This is a genomic window from Curtobacterium sp. Leaf261 (assembly GCF_001422205.1).
Taxonomy (GTDB): domain Bacteria; phylum Actinomycetota; class Actinomycetes; order Actinomycetales; family Microbacteriaceae; genus Curtobacterium.
In genome coordinates this window covers 521,892-537,543 of sequence record NZ_LMMJ01000001.1, presented here as the reverse complement: position 1 = coordinate 537,543, position 15,652 = coordinate 521,892, and the positions used below count along the sequence as shown (strand labels likewise).

At 70.9% G+C, this 15,652-nt stretch carries 13 protein-coding genes; 5 read left to right on the top strand and 8 right to left on the bottom strand.

The window, feature by feature from the left end:
- Positions 1-86: 86 nt before the first annotated feature.
- The 5 genes from ASF23_RS02345 to aceE all read right to left on the bottom strand — a co-directional run bounded on the left by ASF23_RS02345 (position 87) and on the right by aceE (position 6,583).
- Entirely contained in the window at positions 87-335 is a 249-nt protein-coding gene (locus tag ASF23_RS02345) for an acyl carrier protein (protein ID WP_055949133.1), read from the bottom strand.
- A gap of 90 nt (positions 336-425) precedes the next feature.
- The gene (locus tag ASF23_RS02340; RefSeq protein WP_082473719.1) at positions 426-1,487 is read right to left on the bottom strand and encodes a beta-ketoacyl-ACP synthase III; all 1,062 of its coding nucleotides are present in this window, start codon (positions 1,485-1,487) and stop codon (positions 426-428) included.
- Positions 1,484-2,428, bottom strand: a complete 945-nt coding sequence (locus tag ASF23_RS02335; protein ID WP_055948299.1) for an ACP S-malonyltransferase — start codon at positions 2,426-2,428, stop codon at positions 1,484-1,486. The genes ASF23_RS02340 and ASF23_RS02335 overlap by 4 nt, the downstream gene beginning before the upstream one ends.
- 179 nt (positions 2,429-2,607) lie before the next feature.
- A complete protein-coding gene (locus ASF23_RS02330; protein WP_055949127.1) occupies positions 2,608-3,828 on the bottom strand; it encodes a PucR family transcriptional regulator in 1,221 nt (406 codons plus the stop codon).
- 10 nt (positions 3,829-3,838) lie between these two features.
- Positions 3,839-6,583 carry a pyruvate dehydrogenase (acetyl-transferring), homodimeric type gene (gene aceE, locus ASF23_RS02325; RefSeq protein ID WP_055948296.1) on the bottom strand — a complete coding sequence of 915 codons (2,745 nt, stop codon included), beginning with the start codon at positions 6,581-6,583 and terminating at the stop codon, positions 3,839-3,841.
- A 392-nt stretch (positions 6,584-6,975) separates the two neighbouring features.
- Between aceE and ASF23_RS02320 the strand changes: the two genes are divergently transcribed.
- From ASF23_RS02320 to ASF23_RS02300, 5 genes are all read left to right on the top strand, one after another.
- A complete protein-coding gene (locus ASF23_RS02320; protein ID WP_055948293.1) occupies positions 6,976-7,449 on the top strand; it encodes a peroxiredoxin in 474 nt (157 codons plus the stop codon).
- 56 nt (positions 7,450-7,505) lie between these two features.
- Positions 7,506-8,438 carry an alpha/beta fold hydrolase gene (locus ASF23_RS02315; RefSeq protein WP_055948290.1) on the top strand — a complete coding sequence of 311 codons (933 nt, stop codon included), beginning with the start codon at positions 7,506-7,508 and terminating at the stop codon, positions 8,436-8,438.
- A 201-nt stretch (positions 8,439-8,639) separates the two neighbouring features.
- Positions 8,640-10,172, top strand: coding sequence for an MmgE/PrpD family protein (locus ASF23_RS02310; RefSeq protein ID WP_055949124.1), 1,533 nt, complete (start codon positions 8,640-8,642; stop codon positions 10,170-10,172).
- The gene (gene prpB, locus ASF23_RS02305) at positions 10,172-11,095 is read left to right on the top strand and encodes a methylisocitrate lyase (protein ID WP_055948287.1); all 924 of its coding nucleotides are present in this window, start codon (positions 10,172-10,174) and stop codon (positions 11,093-11,095) included. The genes ASF23_RS02310 and prpB overlap by 1 nt, the downstream gene beginning before the upstream one ends.
- A 116-nt stretch (positions 11,096-11,211) precedes the next feature.
- Positions 11,212-12,339 (top strand): bifunctional 2-methylcitrate synthase/citrate synthase, encoded by a 1,128-nt coding sequence (locus ASF23_RS02300; RefSeq protein WP_055948285.1) that lies wholly within the window; start codon positions 11,212-11,214, stop codon positions 12,337-12,339.
- Between the two features lie 661 nt (positions 12,340-13,000).
- On the opposite strand, the gene ASF23_RS02295 is transcribed toward ASF23_RS02300, so the two are convergent.
- From ASF23_RS02295 to ASF23_RS02285, 3 genes are all read right to left on the bottom strand, one after another.
- Positions 13,001-13,672: a hypothetical protein gene (locus tag ASF23_RS02295; protein ID WP_055948282.1), complete on the bottom strand. Its 672-nt coding sequence runs from the start codon at positions 13,670-13,672 to the stop codon at positions 13,001-13,003.
- A 73-nt stretch (positions 13,673-13,745) separates the two neighbouring features.
- A complete protein-coding gene (locus ASF23_RS02290) occupies positions 13,746-14,861 on the bottom strand; it encodes a Gfo/Idh/MocA family protein (protein WP_055948279.1) in 1,116 nt (371 codons plus the stop codon).
- A complete protein-coding gene (locus tag ASF23_RS02285) occupies positions 14,858-15,607 on the bottom strand; it encodes a ThuA domain-containing protein (RefSeq protein ID WP_055948275.1) in 750 nt (249 codons plus the stop codon). The genes ASF23_RS02290 and ASF23_RS02285 overlap by 4 nt, the downstream gene beginning before the upstream one ends.
- Positions 15,608-15,652 lie beyond the last annotated feature (45 nt).

The following is a 15,652-nucleotide window of genomic DNA, read 5'->3' as shown; positions in this document are numbered from 1 at the left end:
TCAGCGTTGGTGGTGCGGGTACAGGAGAGCGCCGTGGCTCGTCGGACCGGGGGTCGAACGTGCCACGGCGCCCGTGGAGCCTGGGATCAGCCCTGTGCCTTCGTGATGAAGTCCACGGCGTCGCCGACGGTCTTGAGGTTCTTGACCTCTTCGTCGGGGATCTTGACGTCGAACTTCTCCTCGGCGTTGACCACGATGGTCATCATCGAGATCGAGTCGATGTCGAGGTCGTCGGTGAACGACTTGTCGCGCTCGACCGTGTCGGTGGCGATACCGGTCTCGTCGTTGATGAGCTCGGCCAGGCCGGCGAGGACTTCGTCAGAGGACGCTGCCATGTTCTTCTCCTTGATGGGGGTGTCGTTGACCGTGGACAAGCCTAGGGCACGCACGGGCGACGGGTTCGGTGGATGGGGACGGAAACAGAGCTAGGGGAGGACGACGACCTGTGCGCCGAACACCAGGCCGGCGCCGAAACCGATCTGCAGGGCGAGTCCGCCGTGCAGCGACGGGTTCTCCTCGAGCAGACGGTGGGTCGCGAGCGGGATGCTCGCCGCGGACGTGTTGCCGGTGTCGGTGATGTCGCGGCCGATGACGACCGACGACGGCAGGCCGAGCTGCTTGGCGAACTCGTCGATGATGCGCATGTTGGCCTGGTGCGGCACGAACGCCGCGAGCTGGTCGGCCGTGACACCGGCGACCTCGAGGGCCTGCTTGGCGACCTTGACCATCTCCCACACCGCCCATCGGAAGACCGTCTGACCCTCTTGGCGGATGGTCGGCTGCTCGCCCCCGGCACGCCACTCCGCGTAGGTCGAGGTCATCCGGATCGCGTCCCACTTGGAGCCGTCGGAACCCCAGATCGTCGGTGCGATGCCGGGCGTGTCGCTCGGACCCACCACCGCGGCACCCGCGCCGTCCCCGAGGAGGAACGAGATCGAGCGGTCGGTCGGGTCGACGATGTCGCTGAGCTTCTCGGCGCCGACGACGAGCACGTGGTCCGCGACACCGCTCTTGACGAACGAGTCGGCCTGGGCGATGCCGTACGCGTACCCGGCACATGCGGCGCTGATGTCGTACGCGGCCGCGGGTGCCGCGCCGAGGCGTTCGGCGAGGAGTGACGCCATCGACGGTGTCGCGACGGTGTTCGTCACGGTGGAGACGAGCACGACACCGATCTGGTCGGCAGTGATCCCGGCCTTCTGGATCGCTTCGCGCGCCGCGGTCTCGGCGAGGTCGATCGCGCCGACGTCCGCTCCGGCACGCTTCCGCGTGACGATGCCGGTGCGCTGGCGGATCCACTCGTCGGACGAGTCGATCGGCCCGACGAGCTCCTCGTTCGGCACGACGATCTCGCCGCGGGCCGCACCGAGGGCGAGGATGCGGCTGTACTCGTGGCCGCGCTGCTGCAGCAGGACCGGTGCGCCACCCGTGCCGGGTTCGGTCGGGAGGCCCGGAGCTGCGTCCGGCAGGTCGGTCCCGGTGGTCATGCGGTCACCGCCGCATCGGCGTCGGCGGAGTCCCGGAGCATGGTGATCGCAGCCGCGAGGTCGTCCGGGGTGGCGACACCGACGGCGGGCGTTCCGCGCAGTCCTCGCTTGGCCAGTCCGGTGAGGGCACCGGACGGTGCGAGCTCGATGATGCCCGTGACCCCCGCCGCAGCGAAGGAGGCCATCACCGCGTCCCAGTGCACGGGGTTCGCGATCTGCTGCACCATGAGGTCGACGAAGTGGCGGCCGCCCTCGACCCGGGAACCGTCAGCGTTGGTCCAGATCGGCAGGGTCGGGTCGGTGACCGTCGCGGCGGCCGCGACCGGGGCCATGCGCTCGACCGCCGGCGCCATGTACCGGGTGTGGAACGCTCCGGCGACGCTGAGCGGGACGACCCGCGTCTTGGCCGGCGGGTTCTCGGACAACGCGGCCAGTGCCTCCAGGCTGCCGGCTGCGACCGTCTGGCCGCCGCCGTTGTGGTTGGCGGGCACGAGACCCGCGGCTTCGAGTGCCGCGGGGAGCGCGTCCTGGTCGCCGCCGAGGACGGCGCTCATGCCGGTCGGCTCGAGGGCTGCGGCGTCGGCCATGGCGCGCCCGCGCTCTGCGACGAGTGCGACGGCGTCGGTCGGCTGGAGGATCCCGGCGACCGCGGCGGCGGTGAACTCGCCGACCGAGTGTCCGGCGACACCCCCGACGAGCGATCGGCGGCCGTCGGCGAGGAGCGCGTCGGCGGTGACCAGTCCCGCCGCGACGATGAGGGGCTGCGCGAGCGCGGTGTCGCGGATGGTGTCCGCGTCGGACGTGGTGCCGTGGGCTGCGAGGTCGACGCCGATCGCCTCGGACCAGGACCCGACGCGCTCACGCACGGTGGAGTCCTCGAGCCATGGGGCGAGGAACCCGGGAGTCTGGGAGCCCTGTCCGGGCGCGACGATGACGATCACTGCTCAATCCTCCCCGCTGCGGTACGGCCGACATGTGTGCGCATCAGCACAAGAATCTCCTCAGACATTGGCAGGACTCGACAAGCGCGGACCGCAAAACGCCACCTTGGCCGCGTCACGCAGAGACATGTCCGTGCGCGATGCGGCGGAGTTGGTGTCTTGCGGAAGGGCGAGGGCGGTCATCGGCGGGTGGGGCGACGACGGGTCGCCGCGGACTCCGACATCGCGCCGATGATGAGCGCGGACTGCACGATGAGGGCATCACGGGCGTGGGTGGCGTCCCAGCCGATGATGTCCGCCACGCGCCGGAGCCGGTACCGGACGGTGTTGGGGTGGACGAAGAGCTCGCGGGCCGTCGCCTCGAGCGACCGGCCGGTGTCCAGGTAGCACCAGAGCGTCTGGAGCAGCTCCGTCGACGAGTCCTTGAGCGGCGTGTAGATCCGCTGCACGAGGGCCGTCCGGGCCAGTGGGTCCCCGGCGAAGGCCCGCTCCGGCAGCAGGTCGTCCGCGAGTGCCGGTCGGGGTGCTCCGCGCCAGGCCCGGGCGACGGCGAACCCCGCGAGGGCGGCCTTCGCGCTGGTGGAGGCGTCGACGACCCCGGGGACCTCGTTGCCGAGCACCAGGTGTCCCTCGCCGAACGACGGCTCGAGCGCCGTCGCGATGGTCATGAAGGACACGGGTTCCTCGCCGTCCGGGGTGTCGTCCCGCGGCGTCGCCCGCCCGATCACGACGACGAGCCGCGAGCCCTGGACGCCGATCAGCACGTCGGCGTCCATGTGCCTGGCGGTGCGCCGGAGCGTGTCGACCTCGAGTTGCCGGGGGGCCGTGCCGACGAGGACCGCGACCTCGCCGTGTCCGTGCCAGCCGAGGGCGGCGATGCGCGAGGGGAGCTCGTCGTCGTACTCGCCGGAGAGGATCGAGTCCACCACGAGCGCCTCGAGACGGGCATCCCAGAGCCCACGGGCCTCGGCCGCGCGGGCGTAGACGTCGGCCGAGGCGAACGCGACCTCGCGCGAGTACATCAGGATCGCCTCCTGCAGGACGTCGTCGCCGTCCTTCGCCCGGTCCTCGACGACCTCGACCACGACGCGGATGAGCTGCAGGGTCTGCTGCAGGCTCACCGAGCGGAGGAGCTCGCGGGGCGCTGCGCCGAAGACGTCCGCTGCGACCCACGGCGTTGCCCGGGGGTCCTCGAACCAGGAGATGAAGGACGAGATGCCTGCCTGCGCGACCATGCCGACGGCGGAACGGCGCCCTGGGGGCATCTCGCCGTACCAGGGCAGGGTCTCCTCGAGCCGCTTGATCGTCGCGCTGGCGAGTTCGCCGGAGACACCGCGGAGCCAGGCGAGTGTCCGTTCCCGGTCACGCTCCCGGCCCGCGGCGTCTGCGCGCAGCGTCACCACCTGCGGATCAGCTCTCGCTGTCCGCGCTGCCGGTCGTGCCGGCGGTGACGTCGTGCAGCCGGTACTTGTCGATCGCGGCCTGCACGACCGACGGGTCGACCTTCTGCTGCCGTGCGAGCTGCTGGAGCGTCCGCACCACGACCGACGGACCGTCGATCTTGAAGAAGCGACGCGCGGCGGCACGGGTGTCCGAGAACCCGAAGCCGTCGGCACCGAGCGTCGCGAAGTCGCGCGGCACGAACTGACGGATCTGGTCGGGCACGGCGTGCATGAAGTCCGTCACGGCGACCACCGGGCCGTCGGTGGACTGCAGCTTCTCGGTGACGTACGGCGTCCGGGGCTGCTCGTTCGGGTTGAGGAACGCGTGCTCGTCCGCGGCGAGGCCGTCGCGGCGGAGCTCGCCCCAGCTCGTGACGCTCCAGACGTCGGCCGACACGCCCCAGTCCTCGGCGAGGAGCTGCTGCGCCTCGAGGATCCACGGCACGGCGACACCTGAGGCGAGCAGCTGGGCCTTCGGTCCGTCGTGCTCGCTCGGCTTGAGCAGGTACATGCCCTTGACGATCCCGTCGACGTCGACGTCCTCCGGCTCGACCGGCTGCACGATCGGCTCGTTGTACACCGTGAGGTAGTACGAGACGTTCGGGTCGCTGTGCTTCGGGTCGCCGTTGTCGTCGACGCCGTACATCCGGTCGAGGCCGGACTGCACGATGCGGCCGATCTCGTAGCCGTAGGCGGGGTCGTAGGAGACCACGGCGGGGTTCGTCGCCGCGAGGAGCAGCGAGTGGCCGTCGGCGTGCTGGAGGCCCTCGCCGGTCAGCGTGGTGCGACCGGCAGTCGCGCCGATGACGAACCCGCGGGCCATCTGGTCGCCGGCGGCCCAGAGGGCGTCACCGGTGCGCTGGAACCCGAACATCGAGTAGAACACGTAGACCGGGATGAGCGGCTCGCCCTGCGTCGAGTACGAGGTGCCGACGGCGGTGTAGGCCGCCATCGCGCCGGCCTCATTGATGCCGACGTGGATGATCTGACCCTGCGGGCTCTCCTTGTAGGCCAGGAGGAGTTCGCGGTCGACCGACGTGTAGTGCTGGCCGTTGGGGTTGTAGATCTTGGCGGTCGGGAAGTACGCGTCCATGCCGAACGTGCGTGCCTCGTCCGGGATGATCGGCACCACGCGGTTGCCGAAGTCCGGCGCGCGGAGAAGGTCCTTCAGCAGGCGCGCGAAGGCCATCGTGGTGGCGATCTGCTGCTTGCCGGAGCCCTTCTTGGCGATGGCGTAGCGGGAGTCGTCCGGCAGGGAGACCTGCGCGTACTTCGTCCGCCGCTCCGGCACGTAGCCGCCGAGCTCGCGACGACGCTCGTGCATGTACTGGATCGCCTCGTCGTCGTTCCCCGGGTGGTAGTACGGCGGGGTGTACGGGTTCTCCTCGAGTTGCGCGTCGGAGACCGGGATGCGCATCTCGTCGCGGAACTGCTTGAGGTTGTCGAGGGTGAGCTTCTTCATCTGGTGGGTCGCGTTGCGTCCCTCGAAGCTCGGGCCGAGGCCGTAGCCCTTGACGGTCTTGGCGAGGATGACGGTCGGCTGGCCCTTGTGCTCGGCCGCCGCCTTGAACGCCGCGTAGACCTTGCGGTAGTCGTGCCCACCGCGCTTGAGGTTCCAGATCTGGTCGTCGCTGTAGTCCTCGACCATCGCGAGCGTCTTGGGGTCGCGCCCGAAGAAGTTCTCGCGGACGTAGGCGCCGTTCTCGGCCTTGTACGTCTGGTAGTCGCCGTCGGGCGTCCGGTTCATGAGGTTGAGGAGCGCGCCCTCGGAGTCCTTGGCGAGCAGGTCGTCCCACTCGCGGCCCCACACGACCTTGATGACGTTCCAGCCGGCACCGCGGAAGAACGCCTCGAGCTCCTGGATGATCTTGCCGTTGCCGCGGACCGGTCCGTCGAGCCGCTGCAGGTTGCAGTTGATCACGAAGTTCAGGTTGTCGAGGCCGTCGTTCGCGGCGACCTGCAGCTGTCCGCGGGACTCGACCTCGTCCATCTCGCCGTCCCCGAGGAACGCCCAGACCTGCTGGTCGGAGGCGTCCTTGATGCCGCGGTTGGTGAGGTACTTGGCCTGCTGCGCCTGGTAGATCGCGTTGATCGGGCCGATGCCCATCGACACGGTCGGGAACTGCCAGAAGTGCGGCATGAGGCGAGGGTGCGGGTACGACGACAGACCGCCGCCGGCGTGCGACTGCTCCTGGCGGAAGCCGTCGAGCTGGTCCTCGCCGAGACGACCCTCGAGGTACGCGCGGGCGTACATGCCGGGTGAGGCGTGGCCCTGGAAGAACACCTGGTCGCCGCCGGACGCGTGGTCCTGTGCGCGGAAGAAGTGGTTGTAGCCGACCTCGTAGAGCGCGGCACTCGACGCGTAGGTCGAGATGTGTCCACCGACGGCGATGCCCGGTCGCTGCGCGCGGTGCACCGTGATCGCGGCGTTCCAGCGGATCCAACGACGGTAGTTGCGCTCGAGCTCTTCGTCGCCCGGGAACTCCGGCTCGTTCTCCGGAGCGATCGTGTTGACGTAGTCGGTGGTCGGGACCATCGGCACGTTGAGGTGGAGTTCCTTGGACCGCTTGAGCAGGCTGAGCATGACGTCCCGCCCACGCTCGTGACCGTTCGCCGCGACCAGGCCGTCGAGGGACTCACGCCATTCGGCGGTCTCCTCCGGGTCCTGGTCCCTGTGGTCTGCCGAATATGGGTCCTGGTCGTTCACCGTCACCCTTGACCTCGTTCGTTTCGTGGTGGACATGTCGGCCCGTCAGGCGGTCGGGTCACGACCGGAGAACGGGCGGCACCCACTCTAGTTCCCGCCACCGACGCGCAACTGGACGTCGGGGGACGTGCGTCGCGGCGCGTCCGCGCGTGCGGCGCGCGTGCAGTCACCCTGGAGGCACGGTGCGGGTGACGCGCGTCGGTCACCCGCACCGAGCCTCCAGTCCGTCCCCGCGGTCCCGCCTGCTGCACCCGCTCCTGAACGGCAGGCGGACACGTCCTTGCAATCGCGTGTCACGGGCGTAGGATCGCGTCTCGTGTGTGCGCCCATCGGCGTGCGCGACGCGCTGCACGGGTCGGGTCCGATCAGGACCGACACCCGGGGAAGAGACACAGACCATGGCACTGGAGATCGGCTCGCTCGCTCCGGACTTCGACCTCCCGAACCAGTTCGGGGAGCACGTCGTCCTCAGCGACTTCCGGGGCGTCCGTCCCGTCGCGCTGGTGTTCTTCCCGCTGGCGTTCTCGTCCACCTGCACGTCGGAGCTCTGCACGCTGCGCGACAACATCGAGATGTTCGCCGACCACCGCGTCGAGCTGATCGGGATCTCCGTCGACTCGAAGGCCACGCTGCGGTCCTTCGCCGAGGTGAACGGGTACGACTTCACGCTGCTCGCGGACTTCTGGCCGCACGGAGCGGTGTCCAAGGAGTACGGCGTGTTCCTCGAGAAGAAGGGCTTCGCGAACCGTGCGACGTTCGTGATCGACGTCGACGGCCGCATCCGGGCCTCCGTCATCACCGAGCCGGGTCTCGCGCGCGACGTCACCGAGTACCGCGAGGCGCTCGACCGCATCGCCCCCGCGCACGTCTGAGCCGACTGTCCGGCTGAGCGAGCTGTCCGTCCGAGCGATCGGCCCGTCTGATCGACGTGCATCCGCCGACGTGTGTCCGGTACGCGCCGCTCCCCATCACCGATGACGCTCGAGCTCTGGGGCTGACGCGGCTCGTCGTCCGCACCGTGCTGGGCGACGTCGTCGTGCATCACCGTGGCACGGACGAGCGCGACGTCGACGTCGACGTGATGCTGCACGGCGTGGCCGGCTCGTGGACGACGTGGACGCCGATGCTCTCGGCCGCCGACGTCCTCGGACGCCCTCGCGGAGCCGTCGTGCTCATCGACCTCCCCGGCTGGGGCAGTTCCCCCCTGCCGGCCACCGGACCGCTCGGCCTCGACGACGCGGTGTCCGTCGTCGTCGCGGTGACGGCTGCGCTCGGGATCGACCGCTTCGGTGTCGTCGGGCACTCGATGGGTGCGTTCATCGCGCTGCACCTCGGGGTGACGCTGCCGTCGCGGGTGACACGCGTCGCGATCGTCTCCGGCACGACCTTCGCCGCGATCGACGCCGCCCGCCGCCCACTGCACGGACTCGTCCGGTTGCCCGCGTTCGTGCTGCTCCGCGCCGGGTTCACGGTGCTGCCGCACCGGGCGACGCGCATCCTGCACGGTCTCGCCCGGATCGGGTTGCTCCCGCTGCTCTCGGCGCCGGTGTTCAGCCACGTGCTGCGTCTCGACCCCTCCGTGACCAGGACGTTCCTGGCCGAGATCCGCCCCGTGGGGTTCGTGTCCGCGGCGCGCGCCGGGGCGGCGTACGACACCCGGCGGTGGGCGGGCATCCGGTGCCCGGTCGTCGCCGTGGCGGGTGCCGACGACATCTTCGCCGACGTGGCGGACCTCGGGCGTCTCGCGGCGATGGTCCCCGGGGCCCGCACCATCCTCCTGCGCGACTGCGGGCACTTCGCGCACGTGGAGCGGCCGTTCCAGACGATCGCGGCGCTCGACGGGCCGGACCTGCGCGGATGACGGGGCGGCCCGGCGCGGCGCGGCGCGGCGTTGCCCGGCCCGGCGCGGCCCGGGTGACCCGGGGGCCGAACTGCGGACGATGACTGCGCGGTCGTCCGACGGTGCGTTCGTCGTCAGGGCGCGCAGTTGCTCCGTGCGGTTGCTCCGCGCAGGCACCTGCACCGGAGGCTCGGTCGCGTCGTGTAGACAAGGGGGATGTCGATGACGACCGATGCAGTCCGTACGCACCCGAGCGACGAGGGGTTCCCCCGGGAGCAGGAGCTCGCCTGGCGCCTCGCCGAGATCGCGACCGACGGTGCCCCGGTCGACATCGACGCGGCGCTCATGGTCTCGAACCGGATCGTCGACAACGCCGCCGTGAGCACGGCCTCGCTCCGCCGTGGGCCCGTCGTGACCGCGCGGGCACAGGCACTCGCGCACCCCGCGTCCATCGGCGGCGCCGGAGCCGCCGTGACCGGGCTGCCGACGGACCTGACGGTCTCCCCGGAGTGGGCCGCGTGGGCGAACGGCGTCGCGGTGCGGGAGCTCGACTTCCACGACACGTTCCTCGCCGCCGAGTACTCGCACCCCGGCGACAACATCCCGCCGCTCCTCGCCGTCGCCCAGCACCGAGGGCTCGACGGGGCCGCACTCCTCCGGGGCATCCTCACGGGCTACGAGGTGCAGGTCGACCTCGCCCGGTCGATCAGTCTGCACGCGCACAAGATCGACCACGTGGCCCACCTCGGGCCGAGCGTCGCCGCCGGGATCGGGACGATGCTCGGCCTCGACACGACGACCGTCTACCACGCGGTCGGCCAGGCGCTGCACACCACCACGGCCACCAGGCAGTCCCGGAAGGGACTCATCTCGAGCTGGAAGGCGTACGCCCCGGCGTTCGCCGGCAAGGTCGCGATCGAGGCGGTCGACCGGGCGATGCGCGGCGAGACGAGCCCGAACCCGATCTACGAGGGCGAGGACGGCGTCATCGCCTGGCTCCTCGACGGTCCGTCGGGGTCGTACGACGTCGCGCTTCCGACTCCGGGGACGCCGAAACGCGCGATCCTCGACACCTACACGAAGGAGCACTCCGCGGAGTACCAGGCGCAGGCGCTCATCGACCTCGCACGGCGACTCCACCGGACGCGTCCCGAGACCGGGGACCCGGACCGCGTCGTGTCGATCGTGATCCACACGAGCCACCACACGCACATGGTGATCGGCTCCGGAGCGAACGACCCGCAGAAGTACGACCCGACCGCGAGCCGCGAGACGCTCGACCACTCGGTGCCGTACATCGTCGCGGTCGCCCTGCAGGACGGGACCTGGCACCACGAGGCCTCCTACACGCCGGAGCGCGCGAGCCGGCCGGACACCGTCGCGCTCTGGAACCGGATCACCACCGTCGAGGACCCGGGGTGGACCGCGCGGTACCACTCACTCGACCCCGCCGAGCAGGCGTTCGGCGGCCGCATCGTCATCACCCTCACCGACGGGACCATCATCGAGGACTCGATCGCGGTCGCGGATGCCCACCCGCTCGGCGCCGCACCGTTCGGTCGCGCGGAGTACGCGCAGAAGCTCCGGACCCTCGCGTCCGGGATCCTGCCCGACACCGAGATCGACCGGTTCCTGACCCTCGCGGACTCCCTGCCGACACTCGACGCCGAGGGGGTCCGGCAGCTCCAGGTCGTCGCTCCGGACGGGTACCTGGACGACGTCGACCAGGCCGCCGCCACGAGGGGACTGTTCTGATGCTGTCGTCGAGCGTCACACCGTCGGAGAAGCGTGCTGCCTTCCGGTCGCTGCTGGCGGCGCCCGGCATCGCGGTGTTCCCCGGCGCGTTCACCCCGCTCACCGCCCGGCTCGTCGAGCGCAAGGGCTTCGACGGCGTGTACCTGTCCGGCGCGGTGATGGCGAACGAGCTCGGCCTGCCCGACATCGGTCTGACGACGCTCACCGAGGTCGCGACGCGGGCAGCCCAGGTCGGCCGGAACACCGACCTGCCGGTGCTCGTCGATGCTGACACGGGGTTCGGCGAGCCGATGAACGTCGCCAGGACCGTCCAGACCCTCGAGGACGCCGGGGTCGCGGGCCTGCACATCGAGGACCAGGTGAACCCGAAGCGGTGCGGGCACCTCGACGGCAAGCAGGTCGTCGACCAGGGCACCGCCGTCGGCCGCATCCGCGCCGCCGTCGCGGCTCGGCGCGACCCGTCGCTCGTGGTGATGGCGAGGACCGACGTCCGCGGGATCGACGGCCTGCCCGCGGCGATCGACCGGGCGAAGCGGCTCGTCGACGCCGGGGCCGACGCGGTGTTCCCGGAGGCGATGGCGTCCCTGGCGGAGTTCCAGGCCGTGTGCTCGGCGCTCGACGTCCCGGTGCTCGCCAACATGACCGAGTTCGGCAAGAGCGACCTCTTCACCCGGCAGCAGCTGGAGGACGTCGGGGTCGCTGTGGTGATCCACCCGGTGTCGCTCCTCCGGGTCGCGATGGGTGCGATCGACCGGGCGCTCGACACCCTGCTGGCCGACGGTTCGCTCGTCGCCGAGGTGCCGGGCATGCAGACCCGCGCCGACCTCTACGAGCTCGTCGACTACGCCGGCTACGCAGCCTTCGACGGCGGGGTGTACGACTTCACCCTGGAGACCAACCGCACCGCGGACCCGACGACGTGACGGACTGGAGGGACGGTGCCAGGCCGCACCGTCCCTCCAGTCCGTCACCGGTCACCGACCGCATCATCCGCACCACCTGTTCTCGCTGCACCACCCGCACTCGCGAAGGAGCGATCATGACGGAGATCCACAAGGGGCTCGCCGGGGTCGTCGTCGACACGACGGCCGTCTCGAAGGTCAACCCCGACACGAACTCGTTGCTGTACCGCGGGTACCCGGTGCAGGAGCTCGCCGCGGCCTGTTCGTTCGAGCAGGTCGCGTGGTTGCTCTGGCACGGGTCGATGCCGACCGACGACGAGCTCGCGGGGTTCCTCGCGCGGTCCGTCGGGCTCAGGTCGCTGCCCCCGCTCGTCGTCGACGTCATCGACGCACTGCCGATGTCCGCACACCCGATGGACGTGGTCCGGACGGCGGTCTCCGCGCTGGGAGCGGCGGACCCGGCGGCCGAGGACTCGTCGCCCGCAGCCGAGCAGGCGAAGGCGGAGTCGCTGTTCTCCGTGCTCCCGGCGGTCGTCGCGTACGCGCAACGTCGTCGTCGCGGTGAGTCGATCGTGCCGCCGCGCGACGACCTCGGGTACGCGGAGAACTTCCTCTGGATGACGTTCGGGTCGCTGCCCTTGGAGGTGATGATCGACGCGTTCCGGGTCTCGCTCGTGCTGTACGCGGAGCACTCCTTCAATGCCTCGACGTTCACGGCCCGGGTCGTCACGTCCACGCTGTCGGACATGCACTCGGCGGTCACCGCGGCGATCGGCGCGCTCAAGGGTCCCCTGCACGGCGGCGCGAACGAGGCAGTGCTCGGGGTGTTCGCGGAGATCGGGACCGACGGCTCCGCAGATGAGGTCGGAGCGCGGGCGAACGCCTGGCTCGAGGACGCCCTCGCATCGAAGCGGAAGATCATGGGCTTCGGGCACCGGGTCTACAAGCGCGGCGACTCACGCGTGCCGACGATGCACGAGGCGCTCGTGCGCGTCGCGACGTCCGTGGGCCGGCCCGACGTGCTGGTGCTCTACGACGCATTGGCGGACGCGATGTCGCTGGCGAAGGGGATCGAGCCGAACCTCGACTACCCGTCCGGGCCGGCGTACGACCTGATGGGGTTCGACACCGACCTGTTCACGCCGATCTTCGTGGCGGCGCGGGTGGTCGGGTGGACGGCGCACGTGATGGAGCAGCGGGCGTCGAACTCGCTCATCCGGCCGCTGTCCGAGTACGACGGCCCCGGGGAGCGGCACCTGGGGTGAGGCCGGCGCCCGGGTCGGGGCGGACGCGGCGGGCGGCGGGTCGGGGCGGACGCGGCGGCCGGCGGGTCGGGGCGGGCGCGGCGGGCGTTGAGAAGTGGCTAAGTGTCGGGTCGGGGGTGGTGATCCGACAGTTGTGCACGTTTCGGCGGCTGGTGGGGACGGAGGCTTGGGGCGGGTGGCACGCGGCGGGCGTTGAGAGGTGGCTAAGTGTCGGGTCGGGGGTGGTGACCCGACAGTTGTGCACGTTTCGACGGCTGGCGGGACCGGAGGCTCGGGTCGGGTCGGGTCGGCCAGATTCGGGTCAGCTCGGGCATCGACTGAGAAGTGCCGAAGTGTCGGGTCGAGGGTGGTGACCCGACACTTACGCACGTCTCGACCACTTGTGGGGACGGAGGCTTGGGGCGGGTGGCACGTGGCGGCCGTTGAGAGGTGGCCAAGTGTCGGGTCGGGGGTGGTGACCCGACAGTTGTGCACGTTTCGGCGGCTGGCGGGACCGGAGGCTCGGATCGGGTGGCACGTGGCGGGTCGGGTGGCGCGCTGCGAGTGTTGAGAAGTGCCGAAGTGTCGGGTCGGGGGTGGTCACCCGACAGTTGTGCACGTTTCGACGGCTGGCGGGGACTGAGGCTCGGGGTGAGCGGGTGCGGAGGCAGCGTCGGGCGGGTCAGTGGTACTGCGGCGGCCAGTCGAAGGACGGGGCCTGCCGGGCGACGTGACCGACGTGGGTGATCGCGAGATCGATCTGCTGGAGGTCCCCGAGCTCGATGTCCGCCGGGTCCCCGTAGTACCGGTGCCCGTCCACCCACACGGTGAGCGACCCGCCGTGGCCGAGGCCGACGAGTTCGCCGATCCGGCCACGCCCGAGGTCGACACCCCACTCGGTGAAGAACTGCCCGAGCGTGAAGTCCTGCTTCGTCGGGGTCTCGACGTGCACGATGCCCGAGGTGTCGTGGGTGTGGATCTCGGCGGCGAACTTCGAGCGGTCGCTGTGGCCGATGTTCCCCGGCACGGTGATCGGGACGCCGTCGTCGGTGATGGAGAGGTGTGCGTGGATGTGCTCGGCGAGCTTCCGACCCCAGACGTCGTGGAGGTCTGCCGCATCGGCATGACGCTGCAACTCGGACAGACCGGTCGGCGCTGGCCAGACCGGCACGGTGTCGGACGAGCCGACGCCGGATGAGCCGACGCCGGACGAGCCGACGCCGGACGAGCCGACGCCGGACGACCCGAACGCCGTGTGCGCGGCGCTGCCCGGGGCCGCGCACCCCGTCAGGGTGAGGACAGCGAGGGCGACGGCGACCAGTGCGGTCAGCGTGCGGCGGCGGGTCGGACGCATGTCGGGCCTCCAGTCCGGTTCATCGGAGGGGTCGGGGGTGCCATGCTGACCCGCAGACTCACGCGTCGGGGTGTCACGCGCGCCACTCCGCGGCCGGAGTGAGCGGGACCGGCGCAGGGCGGTCGGTCGTGGTGACCATCTCGACCCGGGCGCCCGTGTCGGCGGAGCGGAGGACGCCCGTCATGACCTCGAGGACGTGGCGCGCGAGTGGGCCGTTCGCTCGGCCCGCGGCGTTCGCCCCGCCAGCCGTTCCCGCGTCGAGGAAGTCGAGGAGTCCGACACCACGTGCGCCGTCGACGTAGCCCGCCGACGGGTCGAGCGTGCGCCAGTCCTCGGAACCGAGCTCGCGGAGCCGGACGTCGCCCGAGAAGCCGTTCGGGTCCGGGACCTGGAGCGTCGCGAGCTCGCCGTGCACCTCGATCGGCGGTGCCGTGGTCGCGACGGCATCGAAGCTCGTGACGATCGTCGACAGTGCCCCGTTCGTGTGCTCGAGGATGCCCGTGACGTGGGTCATCGTCTCGACCGGGATCTCCTCGCCCGTCCGGGGACCGCTGCCGATCGTCCGCACGCTCCGCAGCGCGCTCGCCGCACCGATCACGGAACGGACCGGCCCGAGGAGGTGCACGAGCGCGGTGACGTAGTACGGGCCCATGTCGAGGAGCGGGCCGCCTCCGTCGCGGTAGTAGAAGTCCGGGTTCGGGTGCCAGGCCTCGTGCCCCGGGGTGACCATCGTCGCGACAGCCGCCATCGGGCGGCCGATCAGTCCGTCGTCGATCGCGGCTCGGGCGGTCTGCGTCCCGGTGCCGAGGATCGTGTCGGGTGCGGAACCGACGCGGGCGGTGCCGTCCGCGGTGGCGGCGTCGATGATCCGGTCAGCATCGGCCATGGTGACGGCGAGGGGCTTCTCGCCGTACACCGACCTGCCGGCGGCGATCGCTGCGAGGGCAACCTCGGTGTGGGCTGCGGGGATCGTCAGGTTGAGGACCGTCTGGACCCCGGGGTGCTGGTAGAGCTCGTCCACGGACACGGCGTCCGTGCCGGGGAGCGTCGCTGCGACGGCCTCGGCCCGAGCGGTGTCGAGGTCGGCCACGGCGGCGATGCGGACCCGGGGGTGGTCGCGGAGCGTGTCGAGGTAGGCCTGGGCGATGACGCCGAGGCCCACGATGCCGATGCCGTGCTGCTCGCTCATCGGGCGACCGCCGCGGTGTCGTCCGTCGCCGTTGCCGGACGGTCCTCGGTGGCCCAGAGGACGCCGCGTTCGATCATCGACCGGACACTCGGGTGGTCGAGGATCTGCACGTCGTGGCCCGGGGTGACCACGACGATGCGACCCGCACCCCAGGCGCGGGTCCAGACGGCCGGGACCGTCACGGCGCGTGCCCACTGCCCGCGGGCGGTGTGGGTCGTCGTCGCGAGGACGTCGTTCAGGTCGTCGCTGAGCACCCAGTACTGCTCGGTGTCGAGCGTGAAGTCGTCGAGTCCCGCCGTGATCGGGTGCTCATGCCCGAGGTCGGTCATGTCGATCGAGTGCTGCACCGGAGCGTCCGGATGCGCGACGAACTGCCCGCCGATGAGCTGCAGGTACTCGGCGCTCGCGCGGAAGGAGTCGGCGATGCCGCCGTGCCAGCCGACCAGCCCCGTGCCGCGTTCGACTGCGGCCCGGAGTCCAGCGACCTGCTCGTCGGTCGCGCTGGACATCGTCACGCTCTGCAGGACGAGGTCGACGTCGGCCATCACCGAAGCGTCGGCGTAGACCGCGGGGGAGTCCTCGACCCGGACGTCGAACCCGCTGCCCCGGAGGAAGTCGAGGAACCGGTCCGTGCCCTCGACCGGCGCGTGACCGTCCCACCCGCCGCGGACGACGAGTGCCCTGCGACCGCCCCGCCCGTCCTGCTGTTCCTGCTCGCTCCGTGTGCTGTCCTGTGCCGTCGTCATGCCTGCCACCGTTCGTCGTCTTCGTCGTCGCGCGTTGCCACCGAC

Excerpts from the sequence above, each read along its gene's own strand:
- ASF23_RS02300 (WP_055948285.1), top strand. The coding sequence starts at position 11,212 with ATGACGGAGATCCACAAGGGGCTCGCCGGGGTCGTCGTCGACACGACG.
- ASF23_RS02340 (WP_082473719.1), bottom strand. The coding sequence starts at position 1,487 with ATGACCACCGGGACCGACCTGCCGGACGCAGCTCCGGGCCTCCCGACC.
- ASF23_RS02290 (WP_055948279.1), bottom strand. The coding sequence starts at position 14,861 with ATGAGCGAGCAGCACGGCATCGGCATCGTGGGCCTCGGCGTCATCGCC.
- ASF23_RS02285 (WP_055948275.1), bottom strand. The coding sequence starts at position 15,607 with ATGACGACGGCACAGGACAGCACACGGAGCGAGCAGGAACAGCAGGAC.
- ASF23_RS02310 (WP_055949124.1), top strand. The coding sequence starts at position 8,640 with ATGACGACCGATGCAGTCCGTACGCACCCGAGCGACGAGGGGTTCCCC.
- ASF23_RS02320 (WP_055948293.1), top strand. The coding sequence starts at position 6,976 with ATGGCACTGGAGATCGGCTCGCTCGCTCCGGACTTCGACCTCCCGAAC.
- ASF23_RS02295 (WP_055948282.1), bottom strand. The coding sequence starts at position 13,672 with ATGCGTCCGACCCGCCGCCGCACGCTGACCGCACTGGTCGCCGTCGCC.
- ASF23_RS02345 (WP_055949133.1), bottom strand. The coding sequence starts at position 335 with ATGGCAGCGTCCTCTGACGAAGTCCTCGCCGGCCTGGCCGAGCTCATC.
- prpB (WP_055948287.1), top strand. The coding sequence starts at position 10,172 with ATGCTGTCGTCGAGCGTCACACCGTCGGAGAAGCGTGCTGCCTTCCGG.